This window comes from Rhizobium sp. KNZ14-9A (genome assembly GCF_056755015.1).
This window is the reverse complement of the sequence record NZ_JBPGXB010000003.1, coordinates 1-23,021: the sequence shown is the minus strand read 5'-3', so window position 1 is coordinate 23,021 and position 23,021 is coordinate 1. Positions and strand designations below refer to the sequence as shown.

General features: G+C 54.7%; 34 protein-coding genes and 1 tRNA gene. 7 read left to right on the top strand and 28 right to left on the bottom strand.

Annotation, left to right across the window (positions count from 1 at the left end; all coding sequences use genetic code 11):
* Positions 1 to 61 precede the first annotated feature (61 nt).
* The 3 genes from ACR9ZQ_RS30165 (at position 62) to ACR9ZQ_RS30155 (ending at position 1,587) form a co-directional block, all read left to right on the top strand.
* Positions 62 to 841, top strand: a complete 780-nt coding sequence (locus ACR9ZQ_RS30165; RefSeq protein ID WP_481429405.1) for a hypothetical protein — start codon at positions 62 to 64, stop codon at positions 839 to 841.
* 64 nt (positions 842 to 905) lie between these two features.
* Positions 906 to 1,250 (top strand): hypothetical protein, encoded by a 345-nt coding sequence (locus ACR9ZQ_RS30160; protein ID WP_481429404.1) that lies wholly within the window; start codon positions 906 to 908, stop codon positions 1,248 to 1,250.
* Positions 1,251 to 1,257: 7 nt separating this feature from the next.
* A complete protein-coding gene (locus ACR9ZQ_RS30155; protein WP_481429403.1) occupies positions 1,258 to 1,587 on the top strand; it encodes a nucleotidyltransferase domain-containing protein in 330 nt (109 codons plus the stop codon).
* Between the two features lie 143 nt (positions 1,588 to 1,730).
* Here ACR9ZQ_RS30155 and ACR9ZQ_RS30150 read toward each other — a convergent pair whose 3' ends face one another.
* The 5 genes from ACR9ZQ_RS30150 to ACR9ZQ_RS30130 form a co-directional block, all read right to left on the bottom strand.
* Positions 1,731 to 1,937, bottom strand: a complete 207-nt coding sequence (locus ACR9ZQ_RS30150; protein ID WP_481429402.1) for a hypothetical protein — start codon at positions 1,935 to 1,937, stop codon at positions 1,731 to 1,733.
* Positions 1,925 to 2,203 (bottom strand): hypothetical protein, encoded by a 279-nt coding sequence (locus ACR9ZQ_RS30145; protein WP_481429401.1) that lies wholly within the window; start codon positions 2,201 to 2,203, stop codon positions 1,925 to 1,927. The genes ACR9ZQ_RS30150 and ACR9ZQ_RS30145 overlap by 13 nt, the downstream gene beginning before the upstream one ends.
* Before the next feature lie 96 nt (positions 2,204 to 2,299).
* A complete protein-coding gene (locus ACR9ZQ_RS30140; protein ID WP_481429400.1) occupies positions 2,300 to 2,668 on the bottom strand; it encodes a hypothetical protein in 369 nt (122 codons plus the stop codon).
* Between the two features lie 609 nt (positions 2,669 to 3,277).
* Positions 3,278 to 3,349: transfer RNA gene (locus ACR9ZQ_RS30135), tRNA-Val, on the bottom strand.
* A gap of 32 nt (positions 3,350 to 3,381) precedes the next feature.
* Complete coding sequence (locus tag ACR9ZQ_RS30130) at positions 3,382 to 4,548, bottom strand: DUF2806 domain-containing protein (protein WP_481429399.1); 1,167 nt, start codon at positions 4,546 to 4,548, stop codon at positions 3,382 to 3,384.
* Between the two features lie 180 nt (positions 4,549 to 4,728).
* Between ACR9ZQ_RS30130 and ACR9ZQ_RS30125 the strand changes: the two genes are divergently transcribed.
* On the top strand, positions 4,729 to 5,487 hold the full coding sequence (locus ACR9ZQ_RS30125) for a transglycosylase SLT domain-containing protein (protein WP_481429398.1): 759 nt from the start codon (positions 4,729 to 4,731) through the stop codon (positions 5,485 to 5,487).
* A gap of 57 nt (positions 5,488 to 5,544) precedes the next feature.
* On the opposite strand, the gene ACR9ZQ_RS30120 is transcribed toward ACR9ZQ_RS30125, so the two are convergent.
* Together ACR9ZQ_RS30120 and ACR9ZQ_RS30115 are read right to left on the bottom strand one after the other, a co-directional pair.
* On the bottom strand, positions 5,545 to 5,835 hold the full coding sequence (locus ACR9ZQ_RS30120; protein ID WP_481429397.1) for a helix-turn-helix domain-containing protein: 291 nt from the start codon (positions 5,833 to 5,835) through the stop codon (positions 5,545 to 5,547).
* 94 nt (positions 5,836 to 5,929) lie between these two features.
* A complete protein-coding gene (locus tag ACR9ZQ_RS30115; RefSeq protein WP_481429396.1) occupies positions 5,930 to 6,661 on the bottom strand; it encodes a hypothetical protein in 732 nt (243 codons plus the stop codon).
* A gap of 115 nt (positions 6,662 to 6,776) precedes the next feature.
* On the opposite strand from ACR9ZQ_RS30115, the gene ACR9ZQ_RS30110 reads away from it, so the two are divergent.
* Together ACR9ZQ_RS30110 and ACR9ZQ_RS30105 are read left to right on the top strand one after the other, a co-directional pair.
* A complete protein-coding gene (locus ACR9ZQ_RS30110; RefSeq protein WP_481429395.1) occupies positions 6,777 to 7,997 on the top strand; it encodes a hypothetical protein in 1,221 nt (406 codons plus the stop codon).
* 15 nt (positions 7,998 to 8,012) lie between these two features.
* The gene (locus ACR9ZQ_RS30105) at positions 8,013 to 8,618 is read left to right on the top strand and encodes a hypothetical protein (RefSeq protein WP_481429394.1); all 606 of its coding nucleotides are present in this window, start codon (positions 8,013 to 8,015) and stop codon (positions 8,616 to 8,618) included.
* Here the strand turns inward: ACR9ZQ_RS30105 and ACR9ZQ_RS30100 are convergent.
* Positions 8,507 to 9,568 carry a hypothetical protein gene (locus tag ACR9ZQ_RS30100; RefSeq protein WP_481429393.1) on the bottom strand — a complete coding sequence of 354 codons (1,062 nt, stop codon included), beginning with the start codon at positions 9,566 to 9,568 and terminating at the stop codon, positions 8,507 to 8,509. The two genes, ACR9ZQ_RS30105 and ACR9ZQ_RS30100, sit on opposite strands and share 112 nt — an antisense overlap.
* 685 nt (positions 9,569 to 10,253) lie before the next feature.
* Between ACR9ZQ_RS30100 and ACR9ZQ_RS30095 the strand changes: the two genes are divergently transcribed.
* A complete protein-coding gene (locus ACR9ZQ_RS30095) occupies positions 10,254 to 11,324 on the top strand; it encodes a hypothetical protein (protein WP_481429392.1) in 1,071 nt (356 codons plus the stop codon).
* A 2-nt stretch (positions 11,325 to 11,326) separates the two neighbouring features.
* Here ACR9ZQ_RS30095 and ACR9ZQ_RS30090 read toward each other — a convergent pair whose 3' ends face one another.
* From ACR9ZQ_RS30090 to ACR9ZQ_RS29995, 20 genes are all read right to left on the bottom strand, one after another.
* Positions 11,327 to 12,292: a hypothetical protein gene (locus ACR9ZQ_RS30090; protein ID WP_481429391.1), complete on the bottom strand. Its 966-nt coding sequence runs from the start codon at positions 12,290 to 12,292 to the stop codon at positions 11,327 to 11,329.
* Positions 12,282 to 12,689, bottom strand: a complete 408-nt coding sequence (locus tag ACR9ZQ_RS30085) for a hypothetical protein (RefSeq protein WP_481429390.1) — start codon at positions 12,687 to 12,689, stop codon at positions 12,282 to 12,284. The genes ACR9ZQ_RS30090 and ACR9ZQ_RS30085 overlap by 11 nt, the downstream gene beginning before the upstream one ends.
* Complete coding sequence (locus ACR9ZQ_RS30080) at positions 12,686 to 13,339, bottom strand: hypothetical protein (RefSeq protein ID WP_481429389.1); 654 nt, start codon at positions 13,337 to 13,339, stop codon at positions 12,686 to 12,688. The genes ACR9ZQ_RS30085 and ACR9ZQ_RS30080 overlap by 4 nt, the downstream gene beginning before the upstream one ends.
* A 256-nt stretch (positions 13,340 to 13,595) precedes the next feature.
* Positions 13,596 to 14,447 (bottom strand): hypothetical protein, encoded by an 852-nt coding sequence (locus ACR9ZQ_RS30075; protein ID WP_481429388.1) that lies wholly within the window; start codon positions 14,445 to 14,447, stop codon positions 13,596 to 13,598.
* Positions 14,448 to 14,605: 158 nt separating this feature from the next.
* On the bottom strand, positions 14,606 to 14,893 hold the full coding sequence (locus ACR9ZQ_RS30070; protein WP_481429387.1) for a hypothetical protein: 288 nt from the start codon (positions 14,891 to 14,893) through the stop codon (positions 14,606 to 14,608).
* Positions 14,838 to 15,215, bottom strand: a complete 378-nt coding sequence (locus tag ACR9ZQ_RS30065) for a hypothetical protein (RefSeq protein ID WP_481429386.1) — start codon at positions 15,213 to 15,215, stop codon at positions 14,838 to 14,840. The genes ACR9ZQ_RS30070 and ACR9ZQ_RS30065 overlap by 56 nt, the downstream gene beginning before the upstream one ends.
* 126 nt (positions 15,216 to 15,341) lie before the next feature.
* Positions 15,342 to 15,662 carry a hypothetical protein gene (locus tag ACR9ZQ_RS30060; RefSeq protein WP_481429385.1) on the bottom strand — a complete coding sequence of 107 codons (321 nt, stop codon included), beginning with the start codon at positions 15,660 to 15,662 and terminating at the stop codon, positions 15,342 to 15,344.
* A 170-nt stretch (positions 15,663 to 15,832) separates the two neighbouring features.
* Positions 15,833 to 16,354: a hypothetical protein gene (locus tag ACR9ZQ_RS30055; RefSeq protein WP_481429384.1), complete on the bottom strand. Its 522-nt coding sequence runs from the start codon at positions 16,352 to 16,354 to the stop codon at positions 15,833 to 15,835.
* Positions 16,351 to 16,812, bottom strand: a complete 462-nt coding sequence (locus ACR9ZQ_RS30050; protein ID WP_481429383.1) for a hypothetical protein — start codon at positions 16,810 to 16,812, stop codon at positions 16,351 to 16,353. Before ACR9ZQ_RS30050 ends, ACR9ZQ_RS30055 begins: the two co-directional genes overlap by 4 nt.
* Positions 16,812 to 17,237: a hypothetical protein gene (locus tag ACR9ZQ_RS30045; protein ID WP_481429382.1), complete on the bottom strand. Its 426-nt coding sequence runs from the start codon at positions 17,235 to 17,237 to the stop codon at positions 16,812 to 16,814. Before ACR9ZQ_RS30045 ends, ACR9ZQ_RS30050 begins: the two co-directional genes overlap by 1 nt.
* An 11-nt stretch (positions 17,238 to 17,248) precedes the next feature.
* Positions 17,249 to 17,641, bottom strand: a complete 393-nt coding sequence (locus ACR9ZQ_RS30040) for a hypothetical protein (protein ID WP_481429381.1) — start codon at positions 17,639 to 17,641, stop codon at positions 17,249 to 17,251.
* A 7-nt stretch (positions 17,642 to 17,648) separates the two neighbouring features.
* A complete protein-coding gene (locus ACR9ZQ_RS30035) occupies positions 17,649 to 18,011 on the bottom strand; it encodes a hypothetical protein (protein WP_481429380.1) in 363 nt (120 codons plus the stop codon).
* Between the two features lie 76 nt (positions 18,012 to 18,087).
* Positions 18,088 to 18,831, bottom strand: coding sequence for a hypothetical protein (locus ACR9ZQ_RS30030; protein ID WP_481429379.1), 744 nt, complete (start codon positions 18,829 to 18,831; stop codon positions 18,088 to 18,090).
* Between the two features lie 236 nt (positions 18,832 to 19,067).
* Positions 19,068 to 19,448, bottom strand: a complete 381-nt coding sequence (locus tag ACR9ZQ_RS30025) for a hypothetical protein (protein ID WP_481429378.1) — start codon at positions 19,446 to 19,448, stop codon at positions 19,068 to 19,070.
* An 11-nt stretch (positions 19,449 to 19,459) separates the two neighbouring features.
* Entirely contained in the window at positions 19,460 to 19,765 is a 306-nt protein-coding gene (locus ACR9ZQ_RS30020; RefSeq protein ID WP_481429377.1) for a hypothetical protein, read from the bottom strand.
* Positions 19,766 to 19,786: 21 nt separating this feature from the next.
* Positions 19,787 to 20,074 carry a hypothetical protein gene (locus tag ACR9ZQ_RS30015; protein ID WP_481429376.1) on the bottom strand — a complete coding sequence of 96 codons (288 nt, stop codon included), beginning with the start codon at positions 20,072 to 20,074 and terminating at the stop codon, positions 19,787 to 19,789.
* Positions 20,071 to 20,313 (bottom strand): hypothetical protein, encoded by a 243-nt coding sequence (locus ACR9ZQ_RS30010; protein WP_481429375.1) that lies wholly within the window; start codon positions 20,311 to 20,313, stop codon positions 20,071 to 20,073. Before ACR9ZQ_RS30010 ends, ACR9ZQ_RS30015 begins: the two co-directional genes overlap by 4 nt.
* Complete coding sequence (locus tag ACR9ZQ_RS30005) at positions 20,310 to 20,801, bottom strand: hypothetical protein (RefSeq protein WP_481429374.1); 492 nt, start codon at positions 20,799 to 20,801, stop codon at positions 20,310 to 20,312. Before ACR9ZQ_RS30005 ends, ACR9ZQ_RS30010 begins: the two co-directional genes overlap by 4 nt.
* A gap of 95 nt (positions 20,802 to 20,896) precedes the next feature.
* Entirely contained in the window at positions 20,897 to 21,373 is a 477-nt protein-coding gene (locus ACR9ZQ_RS30000) for a hypothetical protein (protein WP_481429373.1), read from the bottom strand.
* Between the two features lie 63 nt (positions 21,374 to 21,436).
* Positions 21,437 to 22,027: a hypothetical protein gene (locus tag ACR9ZQ_RS29995; protein ID WP_481429372.1), complete on the bottom strand. Its 591-nt coding sequence runs from the start codon at positions 22,025 to 22,027 to the stop codon at positions 21,437 to 21,439.
* Positions 22,028 to 23,021 lie beyond the last annotated feature (994 nt).

Here is a 23,021-nt window from a genome sequence, read left to right as displayed (position 1 = left end):
AAGCAATACCCGGTCTCTGCCAGGGACCGGGCTCCACCCATAGGAATAAGAGGGGCAGGATATGCGGGTGAAAATGGAGGCGGCCGATTTCTTCAACCGGATCGCCACGACGCTCGAACTCAAACAGGAAGATCGCATCCTCGCTTGGGACATCCTGACGAAGACGGGTTTTGCCGACGACGAATTCATGTCGGTCATGTTCATGACGTTCGCCAGAATGGGCGTCCTGAACAAGGAAATCTCCGAACTCTTCGCCAAGCTGCCCGAGGACATCCGGGAGGCGGTCACCGACGATCTGAAAGCAGAAGTCGAAAAGGCGCTCGCATCCGTTCCCGATAACCTTGCCGCCAAGGTCGATGAAGCTCTCAAAGCTTCCCTCGATCAGCTGGCTACAAATGTTGACATTATGGCCCAGAAGGAAGCTGACCGCCGTCAGACATTCCGGATGACTCAGGTCGCGGGTGGATGTGCGGCTATCGTCCTGGTGGCTCTCGGCTCCGGCTATTTCCTCGGTCGCGAAATGATCACTGCAGAAGCGCTCCGGATGGAGCAGCTGATGCAAAGGCCTGATGCGACCGCGATGATGACCCTTTCGAAGTTCAACGACTTCAATCGGATTGTCGCGGAATGTGGGGTGGGTCAGTTCGAGTTTCGTGGTGCCGCTGCTTGCCGTCCAAACGTCATGGTCAGCAAAGCGATGGTCACCTCGGAAGGGATCAATGATTTCTTCCTAACCGTGACCCGGTGGATTGTCTCCCTCGGGACGTTGGGCCTCCTGGGTGTCGGTGGTCTGATCGGCCTCGTCGCCGGTCGTTTCTGGGGCTCGCGTCGTCGGGCCTGATTTGAATCGGAATAGGAAGAACAGGGAAAGGGATCGAAATGGCTGGCAACGATATGTTTGGACAATGGCGAAAGCCTACATGATTGCGGACATGCTCTCCCCTCCTCGTCAGCCACAGGTCATCGAGACCGGCTACTCGCAAGCTGAGATGAATGCGTTTTCGGCAAAGGCTAATCGCGCCATCAAAAACCGCGACGACGCCATTCAGAAGCTCATCGGCCATGTAACGCAGCTCGTCGGTGCCAACAAGCAGTTGGTCAAAGGCGGCGGCAAGGCAACAGCCGATTATCTCGCAATGTTGGAAGGACAGCAATCGGAAGCGTTCCGGGTGATCTCTGAGCTTCGTACTCAGATCGCTCGCTTGGAAGTCGAGAACGACGATTTGAAGGCGGGCCGAATTCCGGCTTGATTATCGGATGACGCTCGAAGAACGAATTGCCGACGCGATCAGCAAGGCGATCACAGTTACGGAAACAATGGCATCAATGGATGTCGAAATTCTCGTGATCGGATCGTTGGCTGAAAGCCGGTTCCAAGAGCATTCCGATCTCGATTTCTTGGTGAGACGTTGCCCCCGAGACCTGATCTACGCCATCGAAGGTAAGATCGAAGACATCGTTCACCCGTTCAAGTTCGATGTCGTCTACGAAAACGAGATACCAAGTCACCGGCTGGATCGCTTCACACGCCACGCTGTCGATGCCCGCGAGCTGGCGCAACGTGATCTGCCCACGCTCGGCAGGTGACTACGCGACAGCGGTCACCCACGAGCCCGAAGGGCTCCGAAATTTTTGCCCCGCTTTCGGTACTTCTATATCCCAGGAACAAATGTTGACACTATGGACCTGGGAATAGGCAAAGAGGCCGTTTGGCCTCCTGCGGCCTCGTCTCAATGTCGGAAATCTTCCGGGCGGGTTTTGCCGTGAAACAGAAGGCCGGTCATGTTGACCAACGCCTCGGCATCATCGACCTCGACGGCCGAGAACAGATTTTTCTCTCTGTCCCGATTCAGCCATTTGAGGGCAGCTTCCAAAACGGCTTCGTTTTCGGTCCAGCCGTGGTAGCTCTCGAAATTCGCCTCGATCAGATACCACATCGAGCCGACTCCGTCCTGGATAGCATGGCTTCGAATTCAGCCCGTATGGTCTCGACCAAGGGTTCGACTGCAATGACCGGTGAACCGCTATCGCTCAGACCTTCGCGGACGTAATCGTAGCGGTCGCCGCCTGATCTATCGAAAAACACCTCGTAGATAAGCCCGTTGTCATGTTTGATGAAATCGCGCTCGACGCGTTTCCCGTCGCCGTCATCGTAGGCCAAAGCCACATGGCTCCGGCCGAACTCCTTAAAAACTGCCTTCATGTTCCTGCTCCCTGTTCCTCTGAGGTTTATTGTTCTGAGCGGTGAAGCTCGATTTCCGGCGCTGCCTCCCAACAGTCCGGAAACTGAGAGCCACCCTCAGGCGGCGGCTTTCACTGCCCACTGCTGCTCCTGCTTTTCGAGATAATCCTTGCAATCGTTGAAGAGCGTTCTCGGGTTCTCGTTTGCCAGCCAAAGCAGATCGAACAGTTTCTCGTCGCTCAAAGCCGGTGAAAATGCCTCATCTCCGGACTCCGACAGAAACTTGATCCGGATGTCCGCATACTGTCCGAACTGACCCTCAATGTTGGTCATGTTTCGTACGCCCATGACCGCCAGGGCCAGACCGCGAGCGTGGAACGGGTATCTCTGCTCCTCCTGGTATTTGAAACCCTTCTCCTTACCCTTGAAGCGGGCGACTTCGATAATGATGGAGTGAGCGATCTGCGGTGGTGTGAAAGTCAACATTTGTGGTTCTCCCAGTTCGGAGCTAATCGCCTTTCGATTAACTCTATATTTTTATTATTGAACGGGAGCTTGTCGGCTTCAACGGATAATGTATTTCCGAATGTTGCTAGACAATATGAAATGTTTCTGAGGTATATATTCGAAGAAGCCGTCAACGTTATTGAAATGTTGCTGAATTTTGCTGTGAAACTCACCCCACCTCGCCTCTCGGTGAAATCCCGTCAACAAAATACGTTGACGAAAAATCCCTGCCAGCAGGCCCCGGAGTGTCAACATTACTGACCCGGCCGGAAGCGTCTCCGGTCAGGCGACGGGTTGCCTTTGCAGACGCCGCTCAGGCTTTCCACCCGCCAGGCCAAAAGGGCCTGGCGGTGATCGAAGATCAAGGAAAGCGGCGTCAGCACAGGCACCGGCAGACGAAGGTTCCACTTTCCATTCTTTCGCCTAGAGAGGCCCCGTTTCGACGCGACGCGTGGCGCGGAGGAACGGCAGGCCGAACTTGGCGGGGGAATTGAAATGGAACGGCTGTCGGGGAACCCTCGGCGGGATTTTCAATCATCGACGCCATCGAGTGCTGCCAGGTGAAGCCATAATGAGCTAAGGGGTGGCTAGCCAGTAGAGGAATTGAACCTCTTGCCTCTGTGGTGTTATCACAGCGCTCTAACGATGAGCTAACCGGCCATCTCCCATGAAGCGCCACAAAGTGTGAGCTGTCAAGAACGTTGAAAGGCCGATGGCACCTCAACATCGGGACCAGTTTTACCCTTAAACAGGCTTTTGACAGCTTCGTAGTAAGCGTCGCTCTTCTCTCGCCGAGCCAGCTGGAAAAGCTCTCGGCCGACGGTCGAGAGCGGATTGGACTTTAATGCGACCTTCTCAGTGACTTGGAATTTCTGGTCAAAGTAAATGAACCAACTTCCCGCGTCAGCCTCGAATCCTCGGGTGCCGATATTTACCAGGTCAAAATCGGAAAGCTCAACAAGGTCGGGCCACTCAAGACCAGACATCCTGAGGTAGCTGTCCGTGCTGCCATCTAGTCGAATGGAAAGATACGCGGGGGCCTCACCAGGCTCCTCTACGACGACAACGGAACCGCAGAGCTTTGTGAAAAGCAAAGCCTGCCTCTTCGTCAGGTCCTGAAGGATGCGAAGCGATTTCAGCGATATCGATCCGGCTGAGGTCAATTCCCGCGCCAGAACCTGGCCCCAAAGCGTCTGCAGCTCCTCATCCGATATTTTCTCAGCAAACGATGTGTAGGTATCCAGCCACGTTTGATCTGGCGCTTTCTCGATTGATGAGGTGTTGCGGAGAAAAGGCAATGTCTTTTCCGCGATCCGCCGAATGTTTCGTTCGAACCTAAGTTCACGTTCGCTATTCCTCAGGCCAGTAAAATAGCGTTTCGCATCCGGCGATTGCACTTCGTCTGCGAGCGAGCTGGAGAGGATTTTTCCGGCGATATCTGAATAGAATTCCTCTTCCGATTTTTGATCCGGCCCTAGCTGAGACACCATCCCAGTGATGAGGGTGTCGACCAAAACCTCAACAACCTCGTCAAGAACGTCGAGCTGCAGTTGATTTTTCGCGAACGGGACGACCGCCGAACTAATACTCTCGTTTGCGATCAAATAATCCACATCGACCTTCAACACTGCTGCGATGCTGGCAAGCCGTTCCCAAGTCGTCCTGGAGCCCATCCGGATATTTTGAAAGGATTTGGCCGAGACGGTCGGGCCACTTACCCGCGCAGTTTTCTCAGCAATTTGCTCGTAAGTGAGCGATTCCCGCTGCGTTCGCCTATAGGCCTCAATCGCAGCATCTAGTGCCTTCACGTCTGGCTTGACCCTGATCATCAGCTCCCCCGCTTCCTGAAAATCGCTCAACGGCCACAGACTACCTCGATCTCCACGCGCCGCAACGGCCAATCGGCAAGTCATCGGCAAGTCATCGGCAACTGATCCGACGAGTTGCCGATAGCTGTGTCTGTATTGTGCCGATGGTTCCGAGGCACCTTCGATTTCAGAGATCGGGCCCGGTCTCCTTTCCAACCGAAAGGAAGACCAATGATCAGAAAGCTCATTACCGCAATCGCGGTAGCCTTTAGCCTTGCCGGATGCACCGGCCTTGGCATCACCGATGGTACACTGGCTGTGAAAATTGCGCCAGATGGCAGCGGTCGTCTGCAACCGTCGATCTCTCTCGATCTGAAGATCGAGGAGCGCGGGCCTGCAACGGCGAAGCCGAACACGACGCACTCTAACGTCGCGCCTTTGCCCGAAAAGGGCGCGAGTGCTTCGCGTAGTGCGAAGGCGTCGGTAACTCTGTCGTCGTCTCAGCGCGAGGTCCTCGACCTCACCGCTCAGGTTGCAAAATCCCGAGGCATCGAGGAAGCCGATTTTGCTGCCCTCGTGTGGATCGAAAGCAAATTCGATCCGCGAGCCAAGCACCCGGACAGCAGCGCTTCGGGGCTGTGCCAGTTCATCGATGCAACTTCCAAGCACTACGGTTTGACAGAGCCCTTCGACGCTCGGAAAAACCTCGAAGCCTGCGCATCGCTGTGGCAGGACAACTCGAAGCTTTTCGAGAAGCAACTCGGCTACAAGCCCGCTGGCAGCGATCTTTACCTGATGCACCAGCAGGGTGGGATGACTGCGATTTCCCTGGCGCGCGCTAGTGATCAACTTGCAAAGAGCGTCGCCTCGCGAGACGCCATCGCACTCAACGTTCCGGGACGCAATCCGGATACCATCACCGCCCAGGAATTCCTCCGCCTATGGAAGGAGAAGTTCGAGAAATCTCGACAGCTGTTCACTTCTAAATAAAGGAAGGCCCTTTAGGGGGCCTTTTTTATTTTTTTGTCGTGCTACGCAACATCAATTTCAGTTTTCGTCCTCTTTTGCAAATCGGACTTCCTGCTCGTCGTCAGGGTACAGCTCTTCCTCATCCAAATGAGGCATCTTTTTGAACCCCGTATTCTGGAGGTGCTCTTTCCCCCTCGGAGGCAATCCGGCTTCGAGCGCTGCGAGCACGTAAACCATGTAAGGCGGTATCTTCCGCAAGCCGCCTTCCCATTTTTTAATGGTGTAGACGTTCTGAAAGAGCACCTCGGCCATCTTCTCCTGCGTCAACTTCAACCGCTTTCTCTCAGCGACGAAGAAATCCCGGTCCATCGATAACGCCATAGGGGTACTGCACTCCTGGAGTAGGCAAGAAAAAGGGGCGGTATTGCCGCCCCCTTCTACATCCCACAAGGAAATTACTCAATTATCTGCGGAGAGCTAATCCCGGCGCAGCGTCATAATCTAGCTCCGGCTTATTGACCGCCTTGCTTGTGACCGGCTTGCGAGGAGAATTTCCCGCGACCGGTGTTGCATTTTGCAAAGGGTCTTTAGCTGAAGCCTCGGCAACTATTCTAGCATCAGCCAAATCGATTTTCAGCGCCTTCTTCACAGCAGCTGGTTCCTGCTGCTTGAACTCGGCCACGTTTTCCATGTTGTTCTTCGGGAACGCAGGAACTCCTGGGATCGGACGAATTCCGTCCATGATATGATACCGAACACCATCTTCACCGGCCTTGGCGATCCGGCTGTGATGGTCATCAGTCAGACCCTGCACCCATTCGCGTGTAGACTTACGCATCTTCATTGCGATCTCCTCGCGCTGCTCAACGCTATCAGCCTTGGAGTAGTCGTAGATGTCCTTGGGCTCCATGCCGTCGGTCAGAGCGCGCGTCTGAGCATTCAACTCATCCTGCTTATCGTCATCCATATCGGCCTTGAGTTGGGCCAGGGCTTCATCGAGTCCGGACATATCCGGTACGGTCTGAATTTCTTCTTCTGGTTCCGGCGGCTGGAAGCGACCTCCACCTCCAAACAAGCTCGCCAATGCGGCTTTGCTGAAATTGCCAGCCTTTCTGATGCCCATACGACCCAACGATTTGGTCGTCTTTAATGCTGCCAAAACCGCCTTAGCGATTGTATGAAGTAGTTTAGCCATAGGTAAAACCTCCCATTGTTGCGATTACCTGAGCAAATTATTGGTCGACGGGATGCAAGGGACAAACGGCCGACGAAAATGTTATGCCGGAGGAAACAATCGAGATCAGGACGAAATGAGCGAGCGCGACTTCTACACTGACGACAAGGATTTCCGCGATCTGGAATACAACTGGGAGGGCGCATCGAGACTATGCTTCGCAGACGACGACTTCTATCAGCGCCCTATCAAGGACGTACACCCCGTCATAAGAGCTAAAGCCCTCGACTGGTACGAGGACGAGGAGAAGGTCATTAGCTACTTCTGCGCACCGGCAGCCAAAGTTCGCCGCCGTATGGAGGTGCAGGGGTACACTGCCGAACGATGCAGAGCTTTGTGGGAACGAGAATTTGCTCACCATATAGCTCGTGCGGAGGAATTGGTCGCCAACGGCGACCACCCAGACTTTGCCAGAGAAATTGCCGAGCAGAAGGACCTCACCTTCGAAACCTGGGAGGCCAAGCAGGCTGCTGCAGGAGTCGACGAATTTCTTCGTTTCGGCGGGGTCCACATTTTCAACTTCGCAGACAGCTTTGCTGCGTTGGCACTTTATATCGATGTTTATAAGCCGGAATTGATCTGGACGGAGTTCACTGAAAGCTTCGACTACGACCCCACACTGTCGATCCGAGAGAACCTCGACGCCCTTCCCGTCGACTACGAATACGACTTTATCGAAGCCTCTGGGAACGTCCTGATCCTGACGGAAGGGACTTCAGACACGAAGATACTTTCGAGAGCAATCCGGGCGATGTATCCGGAATTCGCAGATATGTACGAGTTCATCGACTTCGAGGAATTCAAGATCGAGGGCGGGGTCTCGGCTGTAACGAAGATGATAAAGGCGTTCGCCGGGGTTCGGCTGGCGCAGAAGACAATCGGCCTCTTTGACAATGACGCCGCCGGGTGGGAACAGAAAAATCTCCTCGACCGTATGACAAATCTTCCCCCTTCGATCCGGACGATGGTCCTCCCCGACGTCGAAATCGGCAAGGACTACCCCACGCTTGGTCCTGAGGGTCTCAGGAATATGGACATCAACGGCTCCGCATGTTCCATCGAGCTTTTCCTGGGGCGCGAAGCCATTTCAGATGAGCAAGGCAAACTTCGACCTGTCCGCTGGACCGCATGGAACAAGGCTGCTGCCAAATATCAAGGCGAACTTGAGAATAAGAACGCGGCTACCCAGCACTTTCTCGATGCATTGAAGGCTGGCGGTGACCCGGCCCGCGTGCGGGCTCGGTTTCCGGAGATGGATGCTCTGCTGAACCATATATTCCAGGCTTTTCACGGTTGAAGGAAGGTGCCGTCAATGAATTGGGTGAGATTTAGTTATTTGAATGGCGTCAGCAGTATCGAGCGAGCATACCGTGAGAGCATCAGGGCGTTTGAAGCTGAAGGCGCGACATCGGAACAGCGCTGGCAGCGAATGCGGTCGGAGCCTGACTTCGATGCAAATGATGAAGAAACCCGACACCATGCTGAACACCTGGGTGAGATCGCGCTTCAGTCAGAGCAATCGATCAAAGCGGTTCGCGAAGCCTTCGCGCTGATCCTGTATCACTACTGGGAACATCAAGCCTGCTTCCACCTAAACATAAAGCGCTACAAGCAAGACCCGGTCTTCGACAAAGCCTCCGATTTCTTCAAAATCGACAAGGTCGGCATAGATCGCTTGCGCCAAATTGTGAACGTCCTCAAACATGGGAATGACGAGCTTGTCGGGAATGAGCCAGAGCTATTTGACGCGTCCCTGATACCCCAGAACCCACCCAACGAAAGCGAGGTTGGGCCAGAAGCGTTCCATTATCGAAATGCATTCCGTCTCTCAGCTGCTGATCTGGATACAGCATTCGCAGCCGTTAAAGCGTCTGGTCCGTCTGGTGAGTACCCTGACGATGAAGAGGATGAGGCCTGATGAGGGATGATCGACCTCCAGTGAGACTTGTTCGTCTTCATGATCGGCTGGAAATTCGAATGAGAAGTCGGCCCCGATCTCTGGGGTTTCGGTTCTTCCTCAGGTTTATGAATCAATAGAAGGTTAAATGCGGAAACTTCTTTCCGCCCCTCCTCTTTGCGGCGGAGGCCTTGGTGCAGGTTCCACGAGAACGCAGCGACAGTCTCAGCCATCTCACGAAGCGCGGGATTAGAAGAACGACGCGCCAACCGATAAGCGGTGATGTCCTTCGGTTCCTGATAGGGCTCGGGCTTTGTAATCGGCAGGATGCGAATGTGGACGGTGTTGGGGTTGGTTCCGGGTCTGCGGAGGATCAGTCCGCATTCCTCCAAAGCGATGAAGTAGTTCCGGACAGTGCGCGGCGTCCGGCCGAGCATCGTGGCAATCGAGCTGGTGAACGTGACCACCTCGTCCTTCTTGCCAGCCAGGGTCAAAAGCGTTGCAAGACAAGCTTTCGCGCCATCAGGCAGATCGCGATGGCAGATGACATCCATCGACATCTTGGGGACGAACTGATCGGAGACCTTCGGCAAAGCCCGACGGACACGATGCTTCCGCGTGAGGTAGGCAGCGCGGCGTACTGAGGATTTTCGCGCACTTGAGAGAATCGAGTGATTTACCTCCCACTGCTCGACATCTTCGTAAGACCAGAGGCCGTCCGCGTAGCCGCGATAGACGACACGACGCGGCTCTTCGTTCGGGTGGGATCGAATATGCTCCAGCATAATCAATGAAACGGGTCGGGTCTTCTGAAATTGGACGGCCCGACCAGCTGCGGTGGCATCGACGAAAGTCTTGAGAACCGTGAGATCGACATCACCGGCCGCGACTGCAGCGGTAAGACGCTGGATGCTCTTCAACGGATCGTTGTCGATCAGGGCTGCGCAGTCGGCTGGAAGAATATCGGACATACCTAACCTTTCCGCCGGAGAGCCGGTCGGTCGAATACAAGGCACTCAGGTCCAGAAGGACGCAAAAGTTCGCTTCCGGAATTGCCGAAAGTCCTTGCGGATCAATGGTTGATGGGGTAATTTCCGAGATGTAAATCGGGCTCGGAAACGGTCCCATTGAAATTATCGCCGTTCACGCGCCAACGTGGGCGGCGATTTCGTTTTATGCGTTCATCTTCTCGTCACGTCGTAGTTTTGGTTGCCGAACCATAATCCGATTCTACAGCGTTGCTAAAGCCGAGGATTTCCACGCGGATACCTAGGATTCTCACGCGGATGCCTAGGAATTTCACGCGTTTGCAAAATTCACTGGTGGCTCACCCTCCTCACCTATCTAGGAATTCCGCGCGTTTGGGCCGATCTCAATCCCAAAGTCGAGCAGATCGGACGCAGGGTCGGCCGGATCGTGAGGTCGGAACGGCGAGATCGAAGCTCTATTCACAGCATACTGACCTGTTGAGGCGTTGATTCAACAGGGTATTGAGGTACTGAGGAATTGCGCGCACTTGAGTCGTCACCATCTCCCGGACGGAAATCGTACCTAGGATTTTCACGCACTTGCTGAGGAGCTGCGCGCGATTGGGCGAAACGGCTTGCGCGAATCTAAGACATTGGGCACCTTCGCATCACCAAGTCGGAGCGTCCTATGACAAACGTCCTGCAGCTATCCCTCTTTCAGACGCCCGACAAAAAGCACACCAACTTCACCGCGCTTTATGACCTGGCACCCCGATTTGTGCAGCGAACGGAGCGTGAGAACGACACGCCGTACCTTTCCCGCGTAACCCGTGAATTCCCTTTCGCGGGCGACACATACTCGGTCACCGTCTACCCGGCACGCATCACTGACGCCAAAGGTGAGGAGCTGGATGAGCTTCCGGGTGATCGTGAGGCTCTGATCGAAGACGTTCTTCGTCGTTTCGCGGCCGAAAAGATGGCCTTTGGTGAAAAAGAGGAACTGATGGTTCCGTTCTCGCTCTATCAGATCGACCAAGAGCTGCGGAAGCACAAGCACACCTTGAGTTACACCGAGATCAAGGAAGCGCTGGCAATTCTCGCCGGTTCGAAGATCGAAATCTCGCGGGTCGTTCAGCCGGGGCAGAAAAAACCGAAGCCGGTCGTCCATGCTTCAGCCCTCCCTGTGCTCGTCTACAAAGACGACAACGATCCGAAGGCTATGTCGTATGCCCAATTCAATCCCCTACTCGTGCAGGCAATCCGGGCACTGGAATTCGAACAGGTCAACTACGCTTGGATGATGCAGGTCCGTGGTGCCCTGCCCCGCTGGATTTTCAAATTCGCGTCTCTCCTCCTTGCCGACGAAGATCGCCAGACGGATTCGATTAGCCTGTTTGCTTCCGATCTGATGAAGGGCTGCGGACATTCTCGCTCCCGCGAACGAGATGCTCTCACCGATATCGAGAAGAGCATCCTGAAGCTGAAGGCGTGCGGGGTCATTGCGGACGTCCAGAGTGAAGCTGTGAAGCAGGGAAAGGTGAAGACTGACATCCGCTTCTCGATCCGGTTCTCGGAGAAATTCCTGCATGATCGCCGGGAAGCGCGAGCGATCCGTCAGCACCGCACTCAGGAAGCCCTCCGCCTCACGGGTCAGGAACGTCCAGACAGTTTCCACCAAATCAATTCAGATGATGCAGCGAAGATTGCGATGAAGCGTCGGCAGCTCACGCAAGCTCCGACAGAGCCTGCGCTGAACTGAGGTCAACCCGCCTTCCGTACTGGGTGGACTGCCATGGGCTTGACCGCCACCTTGGGCTTGTCGGCCGGAGCCAGATAATTTGCGCGTAGGAGATACATCAAATCGATGTCGTACCAGGAACCGGTGTAAAGGCTTTCGATCTTGTCACCCTCGACCCCCTGGAAGACGCGATAAAAAAACCAGAGGTGATCTTCTGCTTCATTGTGGGGAGCCGCAAATTCCTTCTCGCAATCCAGCAGCTCACACGCGAGATCGGCGTAAACGGTCCACAGGTAGGTAAAGACAGCCCAAGGGCCGTTTTCGAACTCAGTTCGCAGACGGGGCAGGTGTTCCCTTCTGATTTCGCCTCTCTCGATTGCCGTCTCTATTCTTGGGCGCTGATTTCCGGGTTCGAAAATCTTACCCAACACTCTTGCTGCGAAGGTGTGACATCCTTGGATAGCAAGCGCGATGTCGCTCCATCGGAAGATACCGTGGTCATAGGCCTCCTCCAGGAATTTTTTCTCGTTAGCTACCGTGGTGATAAGCGCTTTCCAGAAAATCTCTCTTGTGGCCTGCGCGTCTCGACCTGCTGAAAATAGTGCGGTTGGTGCTCGGCGATACACGCCGCTTTCTAGCACGTCGTAGATGTCTGCAGCGTGCTCGTGATCTGTTGAACCTTGTCCATCAAGCCAGAAGACCTTGAAAGCAGGGGCAACAATGAATTCAGCGAAGGGAGCGATGCGCTCAGCATGATGCATCAGTGAGGTAATGACCTTTTTGTTCGACAACTTGTCGTAGGGGCTGGGGATCAGCTCTACCCCGCCGAACATCGAGCCGATCTTGTCACCGAGTTCCAGGACAATCGGATAGCGTTGCAATTGTGGTTGTCCATCGTCCCCAGGAATGGGGATATCCATTTCGTCGAGCTTCACGCACGGAAACTCTTCGATGAAACGCCAGTGCTGGCATGCCATTCTAGTAGACATTTTCTTCTCTCCTCCCATAGTTCAGGAATTCGAACCGGTCTCCATATCCGGGTTCGATACGTGTTAGTTCGTGCGATGCGTTTACAACCCGCCATTCGTCCTTTTGGAATTCGAGATAGGTCCAAAGGAACATTGCTTCGTTCATTCGACACGCTCTGGTGTGCTCTTTCGCCACCCAGTAGCGGAGCCGTGTCCCGTCTATTCGAACCTCAGGATCGAAGCGGGCAGCTTGGCGGGCCTGAGACATGACCTCGTCGCAGCATCTGCGCATATGTTTGATCGTCAGGTCCACGTCCTTCGTCCGAGGGTTCACGTAACGCAGAAACTTCGGAAGATTACTGGTCATGCTGATGAGAGCAGGGAGCAGCATGAGGTGGCCTTGCTTGATCTCGATCATGCTGCCTCTCCCAAACCGATAGCTGTCGATCCGAAGCGTGGAACCTTGAGACTGATGGTCGTGCGTCCCTTGTTCTGACCGTACCTCTTGAGCCGCCAGCCCTCACGGAAGCGCTTGAGTTCGACGCGAGCGCCCTTGTCGATTATGACGCATTCCGCTTCCCGGCGCTTGTCCAGTGGGACATCCTGGGCATCCAGAAGCCGCTCCGCTCGTTCCATTGCCTCTATGACCCAAGCGCCAGCCGGGTCGCAGGTGGGGATAGCAGAGCGGCGAATGCCATTCCGGCCGATCACTGCAGTCGTGACGCTTGCGCCAGATACCCTGCGGGCTTTCCTGATCGCAGCCAGGGCCGAAAAGTGGCTTTCTAAGGTGATCTCATGATCGCTGATCGACACGACCCTGTAATCGAGGCGCACTGAGATCAGCTCGCCGTTCTCGATACGTGTGTCCCTTGCCAGAATGAGCACATCGTTGGCGTTGACCGATGCAAGCTCGACCATGGTCATCATGCTCGGCAGATATTCCAAGCTAACGTTCGACTCCGTGAGATTTAATTTCCGGCAGACCGCCACAGCAGCCCACATGTGGACATTGCCCTCGGGTCCGAATGATGGCATGTCGAACCACCAGTTGATAAGCGGGTAGGTCATCGCAGACACCCTCTTGTTCGCTCCCATATTATCCTCCAACTCACTTTCAATCGGTCATGAATAACCCTATGAATTCATTCTGAGTTGGAATTTTGCGGGCCGCAAAGACTATTGTGTTTCCGAATGTTGCTGGATTTATCAATAGTTTAATGAGCGCGTGAGAGTGCCGGTGCCCTATAGATCGCATGAGAAAACCCCCGCAACCGGAGCTGCGAGGGTCTAGAGACAGGGATGGAGAACTGGGAGGATGTCCCTGTCACATAGCGTGTTGGCGGACTGGCTCCTGCTCGTGCTTCATGGCCGGAGACGGCTTTTCCTGATAGGCAGGAAACTGCGGTCGGATGACGTTCCCTTGCTTAACACCTGCGGCCTTGTTGATCTGACTGACGTCGATCTTATCGCGAATAGGCCAGCCTGCTGCCTTGTTGGCTTCCTTGGCAGCTTCGATTTTCGCTTGCTGTATCCTCATAAGTGCCGACGCCGGAGGACGTACACCCGCTAGTTGGCAACAGTTCAATACAAGCTCGCTCTCGTTCTCATGGCGGAAAGCAAGCTTTGGATCGGTGACCATTTGACCATCACGACCACGTACTTTCCGTTTAGCGAAGAAGACCTTGGCATCCTGACGTTCTTGGCTAGGCTTTTCGATGCGCGTAATATCGATTTCGAGACCACCGCTCTCCGAGAGCTTCGTGTCACCCTTAAAGTTTGACTGGTAGAGAGTGAATTCCTCTCCGGTTCTCGGGTTACTAAATGCCCCGACGACTGACACTTGGAAGTGTTCAACACCCTTTAGGGCTCGGTATGAGTTTGCATCGGCGGGCCTGAAACGGGCTTCAGGCGGCATTTCTGCCATGATCGTCTTGGCCGTGGCGATTGCTGCCTTAGCATTCTTAGCGCGCGCCATCTTTTCTACGTCTGAGCGCTCGATCTCTTCCTTCACCGGGGCCTTGGCGGCGGCGGCCTCGGCAGCAATCTTCTCGCGGCTTTTCTGGTCAGCGCCTCGAAGGAATGCCGACGGGCCATGCGACTGGTTTTTCAGCGCATCATATTGAGCAGCGTCCTGCTGGTATTTTCTGTTGTCGAAGTATTTGCTGATGAACGTCATGTTTCCCTCCCAAGGAAATGTGTAGGAGAGAAGCGTGACATGGGCTTCTGCGAGCAAAAATAGCCGACAGGAACGTGAAAATCTGCTGGAAATAGAAAAGGACGGAATTGCTAGTCCCGTCCACGAAATATTTTTGTTGCTGAATGTGTCTGATTACTTCAGTGGATTGAAAGGCCTCTTTGGGCGATCAAGTCAGGCACCTCGCCCTCATGTTCGACTTCAATCCCTGCACCTACAAGAGCTTCAGCGACGGCCTCGACGGCGTGATCCTGAACGACAAAAGCCGCTTTGAAAGGCCCGCGTTTGAAGTCGAATTTCACTCCTTCTAATCCCACCATGGCCCGAACGATCTGTTCCTGAACGGTCGTGCGGTTCTCGTCCGGTACATCCTCAAGCGACGGCCGAAAGGCGAACGGGTTCGAGGTCCATATCAGTTTTGCGGTCATGATCGCTTCCCTTCTGAAGGCATGGTGGTAGGTGGCCGACGTGTCTGAGCTGATACCCTTCTTTTTGAAGGGTTGCGATCATTCTTCGTGCCATCATATCAGGTGTTCCGAGACCAAGGTCAGGTTTGAAGGCCAAGCGATCTTCGTCATACACATACCCGGCGCGGGCGGCGGTGTTGGCGACCATGCCGACGACGGGATGGTTGAGGAGGTGACCGGTTCGGAAGCCGCGTACGGTTCCCTGCTTATCAACCTCGACATCGAAGGCGAAATCCAGCGCGAAGCCCTCTTGTTCACGGTGGTCCCAAATCACAGCAATCATAATGTATTCTCCCAGTTTCAAGGACTTCAGCGTCCGGTCTGGGCTTGCAAGGCACCACTGATCGGCGGGCAAAGAAAAAGGCCCCTGGAAGGAGCCTCTTCAACAATCGATTTGCTCGGCCTATGCTCAGTTGGAGAGCTGCGCATTGTGCGCTTCTGCACGTTTGATGTGACGGTTCGAAACCATTGTGAAAGCCTCGGTGTATGCCTTCGAAAGCTTATCATACGCATCGCGGACCACCTTGGCATCATCGACATCAGCCTGTTCCATAGCCAGATCGGCGGAATTGTTATTCGATGCGTCACCTTTCCAGGCTTCATGCAACTCTTGAATGTTGCTCAGCATCTGCTCAGTAACGTCGAAAATATCGATCATTTCGTACATCTCGACCTTTAATCGCAATGACACCTCCAGCAAGAAAAGGTGGTTCGGAATCGGTAGTCTCATTTTGGCTTCTCCGGTTGATCCTAATGACCAACCCTATGAGAAGATTGTCATTTCCCAAGTCATGGGCTGCAACGATTATCGTGTTGCTGAATGTTGCTGGACATGACCTTTTGTGAACAAAAAAGGCCCCGGTGAAGGAGCCTTGTCTAATGAATGATCGCTGTCATATCTCAGACGGCCTTTTTCATCCGGATTCGCTCGATGCTGACCTTGATCGCAGCATAGCCGGGGTTCCTCGGCGCGATACCAAGCTTGCTGAGGTAATCCGGGACCGGCAACATGGTGCCAGGACGCAAATGTTTTGGAGCCTGGGGTGCAGCCTCGACCGGTCCGAAATACTTGTCTAACAGGGCCACGTCGTCGGCCGTGATAGCCGCCTTCTCTGGTATCGGCCGGATGAACTGAACCTGCTGACCAGCTTCGTCTGTCAATTTTCCGATACCATCTCCCACGTCGGGGGCGGTAAACCGTTCGATGAAGTCGAGCCAGTCGAGCGAAATATCCAGCGGCTTACGGCCTTTTCCGTCCCCAAAATGGACGGCGAAATTTGCCACGAGCGCCCTGAAAGTCACCGGCAATGATTTGAATTCATCTCCTTCCAGCAGATTTGCAATGTGTTGCGCTTCACGCTTATTGAGCAGCCAGAAGAACGGCTCCTCCGACGGCAATTTGATTGGTCGTACCGTTCTCATGTATTTTTCCCCCTCTCCTTCCAAGCTTTGAGGCTGATAATTGTCGATGCCAGTCCCTGATCAGGGCACCCGGCGTTGAACTCGGAAACCCTGGCTTTCAGGATTTCGATGAACCGCTCGATGTCGATGCCATCGCCAAGCGACGGCCACAAACAGTCCAAATAGAACAGACTGATCGAGCAAAGCAGTAGGTCGCGAACTGCGATGTCCTCGGCTCCTTCCATCGCCAGCGCAATGAGGGCTTCCCGGTCGAGGTCCACGATCTGCTGAAGCCTCTCGACGGAAATGATGTTGCCGATCTGCTCGCGAACGATCTCATGAGCCTGTTGCCAGTCTTGATCCGTCGGTCGTTTGTCGTGGTGAAGGAGATTCATTCTGGATCGGCTGAGATGAGCGGCAAAAACAGCCTGCCGCCCTTCCCTCCCGCCCAGTTCCATCACGGTGCTGATCCGCAACATCACATCGCCCTCCGCTTTGCAGCGTGGTCCTGAAGAATGCGTTTCAGCATGTCTTCGTGATCCTGCTTCGCTAGGCGGCTATTACCGGCATTCCAATCTGCAAGAGCTGCTGGTGAGAGCTGGCTCTTCATGTATTCGAGACTGCAATTTTCCATCGCGACGGTGTCGATGTTCATGATGATCAGGTCGAACAACTCCATGGCCTGCAGCAGGGCAGAGCCTGAGGTCTCGATCAGGTCGAGCCGTTCACGGTCGCAGATGACCTCGTACCTCTCCTGTTCATCGATAGCCTGAGGCCTATTGTTCAGGGCAAGATGCTGATCGCGGGCGACCTGCTTTATCAGCTGAAGTGTGTGCTGCATTCCAGCTCGCAGCGAGCTGAGATCGGACTTCAGGCGCTTCACTGTCTTTTTGGGGTTCGACATCGCTGATCTCCTCAGTGCATCTTGCGACCGGGCGAGGCCTGAAGGGTGGGGCCGTTTCCAGCTTCGATGCTGTCGAGATGATCCTGCATCGCTTGAACCGACGTAGCCCTGCTCCTTTGCATGCTTTGCAGGGTCAAAAGTGTCTCGTGCATGTTGTAGCGCAGTTGTTTCAGCGCAATGATCGCTTTCACATCTGTTTGGAAACTCACCCCGATGATCGACAGCTTATTGAAGGCGATGGAAGTTTCGGTCGGACGTGATGCAATCTCAGCTTCAAGAGCCGACATTCGCTCGTTGGAAACCTCGGTGCTCTTGCGGTCGAAAGCGGCGAGACGGACGTCCAGCTGCTTCAGTAGGTCCTCGATCTCAGCGGTGAAGTCCGTGTTCTGATCAAAATCTGACATGGTGACCTCACATGATCGAGCGACTGGACGTCGCGTTTTGCGCCAGATCGATTTCATCACTCGCGTGGATCAGGTAGCTCGCCTTGAGCGACTGAACGTGTTCGAGCTGCTGCAGAACCACGGCCAGTTCCTTACCAAGGTCCATCAGTTTGGTGATGGTCTTGATGTCTTGATTGTAGCAGATGGCAGCCGTTGTATACCCAGCCTCTTCCATGCTTTCATTGGTCGGATATTTCTCGTTGAGCGCGGCTGCTCTTGCGTTGTGAACTTCTGCCATCGATCTGGCGGTATCGTTCACCGTGTCCATAATGGCCGCGACCAGGTCCATTCCGACCTCGGTCAAATCTTCGTTTTCGTTGATGTCGGACATGGATTGTTCCTCTCTAATTCCGATTTCGATGATGATTGGGGGCTCCCGGCCGCATTGGTCAGAAGCCGAATTGGTGTCAGGCAGCCATGATCTCGCGAACGGCTGCAAGTGTCCCGGCGAGTGCGCCAGGGCCGAAACCGCCACTGGTCTTCATGGCCTCATGTTCGCTTCGATAACGGGCCTCGAAGGCGTCGCGCTTGGAACCAGTCAGCTTCGACCGGGCAATCTCAATTTTCGCGATCAGATGGGTGTTCTCAGCACCCTGGCTGCGTAGGTCCAGAGCCAGTCTGCGAAGCTGGTCTTCGTCCTTCGCAGGGATAGGAGTACATTCCTGTGCAGGCTCCGGCGCGGAGATTGCGAACGACATCCGGCTCGATCTCGCCGGGACCAGCATGGCAGCTTCGCCATGTATCCGGGCGCTCTGACGATCCTCGGTGATGAGGTGGTCGGACTGCTTGCACTGGAAATTCAGTTTGCCCTCTGTGTCCCAGATCGGAAGGAAGCGAGTGTCTGCCATTGCAGCGATGATCTCGGCCGCCTTGGTATCGATCTGGCCTTCATTGAACTTCGAGCAGAAAACCGAAAGGCGGAGGTCGATGACCTTCAAGGGCTCAAGAGCAGCCTCGCGCAGCTCGTCCAGCGGGCAGGCAGTCTGAACCTGCGCCCATCCCGAAACGATCACGGGCTCGATCTGCATATTGTAGGCTGCTTCGCAGGCCAGCTGGTGACCACGCTCCGTGAGCGGAAATGTGTCGATAGGCTCGATCTTTCCGGCTTCGATAAGCAAGTAGCGGCGCTCAAATTTGCTGATCATTTTCATTGTCTTAATCTCCAAAACTCCATGATTTAATTATGCTTTTGGAAAGTGCGGGCGACAAAGATTATTGTGTGTCTGAATATTGCTGGGGCAAAAACGGAAATAGAGACGAGGCAGAATGGGAGGTCGTCAACGGAATATTTTCGCAGGATTCTGCGGTTTTCGGCCGATCAGGATTTTGGGCATGAAAAAGGAGCCGAAGCCCCTTTATTTCTTGTCATCTCTATTCCCGCGAGTGCCTAGACCTTGACAGAAGCGCCCATGTCGTAGGCCTCGGTCAGGAGGCGCTCCCGGCCGTAATAGTACATGTCGATCAGCATCGTGTGGACGGTATCCAGCATTTCAGCGGTGACACCAGGCTGACAGGACAACGGCTCCATTTTGTGCAGAACCCATTTTGTCAGCTTTCGGTCGTTCGTCGTTTTGATGCTCTCCAAGGCATGGTTGGTGAACACGATCCGGCCGTCAGCTGCTTTTTCTTCGTTGAACAGGGCATCAACCAGTTGCTGGGTCTGACGGCTCTCATTGGCGAAACGGATTACATATTCAGCCGCAATCTCGGCCTTTTCTTCGGGCGAAAGAACACCTCTTGGGATTTCCTGATGGTTGGTGGCTATCATCGCAATCTCCCTTAGTTGCCTGTCACATTGTACCAGAGCGGGTGGCCCTGAAACGAGGGTTCGGGTTTTTCGCGCCGACTGTTCTTATGAATGTAAAGCGGGGCATCTACGCCGTCATCCATTTCGCCAGTGTCAGCTCGCAGGGTTTCGTTCTCACGCTTCAGCTCGGCTGTCTGCACGCAGTCCCCGGCCTCACTCAGCAGCGAAATAGCCTGGTTGATGAGGACGGCAGCATCATCGTATTTCCGAATGTTGCTTAGTTTGACGAGTTGTTGACGCGGTTGTAGCGCGGGCTTGACGACACCAATGCTCGTCAACGAATTCGGCTTTGATGCCCTTCAGAAATATTCTGCAATCCCTGCTGCGGTCGCCTCCGCGAGAACCCGCTTCTGCGAGACCGTCCGTGCCAGGACCTTCAAGTCCCTCAGAAGCGCGGAAACGTTCCTCTTTCTGATCCCGGCCACTTCATAGGCTTCCGGGCTACCGCCGAACGGGATAGCCGCGAGAGCCCGGTCAAAGGTTTCGAGGGCGGTCTCCAGTTCGGCTTCAGCATCTCGGATCAAGTGAGCCAGGGAGCTTTCGCAAAGCGTCAGTTCCAGAAGGGCGTAATCGAAGATCGTGTTCATTCGACCTCTCCGCCCATTTCGGTGTGAAGGATGCGACCCTTCCCGAGGGGCTCGATACCGGCGTCCAAGGCCGCGAATGCGTAGACGACGAACGGCGGGATTCGTCGAGAACCGCCCTCCCACTTTTTGATCGTATCTAGGCTCTGGAAGAGGATGGCTGCGATCTGCGTCTGGGTCAGCTTCAGTCGTTTGCGTTCGGAGACGAAGAATTCTCGGTCGAGGTGGGCCTTGATGCTCATGGGTTTCCGGCTCCTGGAAATGGATATGCCGGGGCGGATGTCTCGCGTTCAAACCCTTGCCCTGGTCCCCGGAGACGCTCCAGGATGCCATTGAGTAGGCGTTCTTCCTCGCGGCTGCTAACCTGTTCGATCAAGTTCTCGATGGCCTCGGCAACAAGGGTCCGTTCTTTGGCAGTGAGCGTTATCGACTTGTTGACCTGTAGCGTCGGCATGGCCGTTGGATAAAGGCGATAAGGGACGTTGAACAACGTGACCGGCTTTCCACCGTCGAGCACCCTGCCCTCGTCGAGGATGAAGGTGGCATCGTCGTTCAAGCCGTCCATTCTGGCGATCCAGTTCCGGAGGACCCGGTATTCGAGCATCTCTTCCTGAGAAATGACGGTCGAGTTCGCCAGCTCGTTGGCGCGGGCTTTCATGTCGGCAAAGGTGAATGAGGGCATTATCTGATCGAGGGGCGATGTCTTTCGCGGATTCTCGTGATCGGTCATGGTGGTTTCTCCAGAAAATAGGCAAAGGGGTGCCGATCCGGCCCGAGGGAGAGCCGGTCGAAATGGCTGTGGTTGTAAGAAGTCAGGTCAGGGGATCAGAGCGGCCGTTTGCGCAGTTCGCTGATGCGCGCCCGCATGTAGTTTTCGCAATCCGCCATGAGCTGTCCCTTGGCTGAGGCGCGTGAAAGTAAGCTTTCCACTGTCTTCGTCGGGACACCATATGGGGAACCGCCGAAACGGATGGTGATGTCGGCCCGCAAACCTTCATCGACCTCACTGAACTCCTCGATCCCTAGAATGGCCTGATACAAACCCGTGGCACCGAGACCAAAGCGGAGAACATGGTCTTCGCCATCGCTGAACTTTAGGTTCAACGTGAGGTGATAGGGGTTGGCACCGTAGATTGGGTTTAGGTCTGACACGGCAGACAGATCGATCATGAGATCGCGCTGGAACCTGCCTAAATCATCTCGAAGCTGGTCTAGTCGTTCAGCCTCATTGCCTCGGAAAGCGGCTGCCTCGTAGGCCTGGGCGATGTTGATCAAGGTGTGGATGGAATTCTGTATAAGCATGGGTATTTCCTCTGGATGATTTTTTGGTTGCGATGGGAGAGGGTCGTTGCCCTCCCGTTTTGGTCAGGCGGCGATCTGGGACGCGGGAAGCAGCTCTTCCGGAACCTCGCCGGTGTGCTCGATGTCCCAGCCACGCTCGGCCAGTTCGGCAAAGACGCCCGGCCAAGTCATTTGGTGGGCAAAGTTAGTGCCGAGCCGCATCAACTCGGTGGGAGGATTGCTGTACCCGTCGAGGTAATGGTTCTCGGCGTGGATGCCCACGCGGTCGCAGGAATTGTAAAAGTCACTGCGTATTTCGAGGCCATCGGTGATCACCTGGAACATCGGCCGGTAGAGAAGCTCGCTGACTGTCCACTTGATCGTGAAGCTGCGGCGCACAAGTGTCTCACGGTCGGCATCCTTCAGGTCGACAATGATGCGATCTCTGACCATCCGGCCGTAGAAGAGTGACTTCTTCGGGTCATACTGATCGAACTCAGAATGGAAGTTTGCCATATCGTAGAGGTCGGCTGGACGAACATCGAAACCGCCGATGCGCAGGCTGTTGCCAGCTCTCTTGGCGACCTTCGCCATGTTGATGATGTTACGTGGCCCAAGGATCGCCGTCAGAACGGTTTCACCTTGTGGATTGATGGCCTCGATCAAGTTCTTCATTGTCTCGCTCCCGTTGATCCCCGTGATCAACTCTATGATTTAATTATGTTTCCTCCTCGTACGGGCGGCAATGACTATTGTATTGCTGAATGTTGCTGAGAGAATTTCGAATGAATAGGCCGAGGATTACCGAGTAGTCGTCAACGAATTTTCTTTTGACGGTCCCTCAATTTTATTATGAGCGCCCTGCAATTCCGCCGAGAAAGCTTCTAGGTGCAAATGTTGACATCCTGGCCTGGGAGACCAAGGCAACACTGCCGGTCACGAGCTGTCCCTTCCAAGGAAACTCGTTCTTCTAATTCCGGAACCGAGCGCCAGCCGGTATGATCTCGGTGTCATGGAAGGATCGGCCGCGATCACGCGCCAGCAGGTCAAACGGAACCGCCCGCAGAAAACCGTTCCCGTCGGCCATCCTGAGAGCTGTTGCGAGCCCCGACCTTCGAGTTCCATGCCGACAAAGGCATGGGATCGCTTTCCTCAGTAGTGCCATCCTTGTCACCGTCGCTTCGCCCTTAAAGGACCAAATGCGGGTCGAGCTGACAGGGGCAAGGGCCGCCCAGAGCCACGCGCAGGCACGTAGTGGCGAGCATGGCGAGGACGGGCGTAGCGCACCCATTGAGGGCTTTAGCCCGACCCTGCCGGATCGAGCTGCAATGCAGTGTCCAGGGCGGAGAGATGGAGATGAGGATGATCGAGGTAAAAGGGAGAAAAGAAAACAACCACGTTGAGACGCGGCCTTGTACCGGATGAAGGAGATCGCCTCTGGGGAGCCGGTTACCGTCCAGATGCACTCTTGCGGTTGGGTGCTCCCGGAATGACAGGCATAACGGAAATAGAGCGAGAACCGCATCGAGGACAGCGTAGGCGGTCCTTCAGGTCGAACACCGGAAAGTCCCGGCCCCGTGTGGCGAGAAGTGTGGTGGTGCAGAGTTCAAATTTCCAATCGCATTTCCTTGACGAGCTGCCGGTATCCATCGTGCCATGCCGACAGACA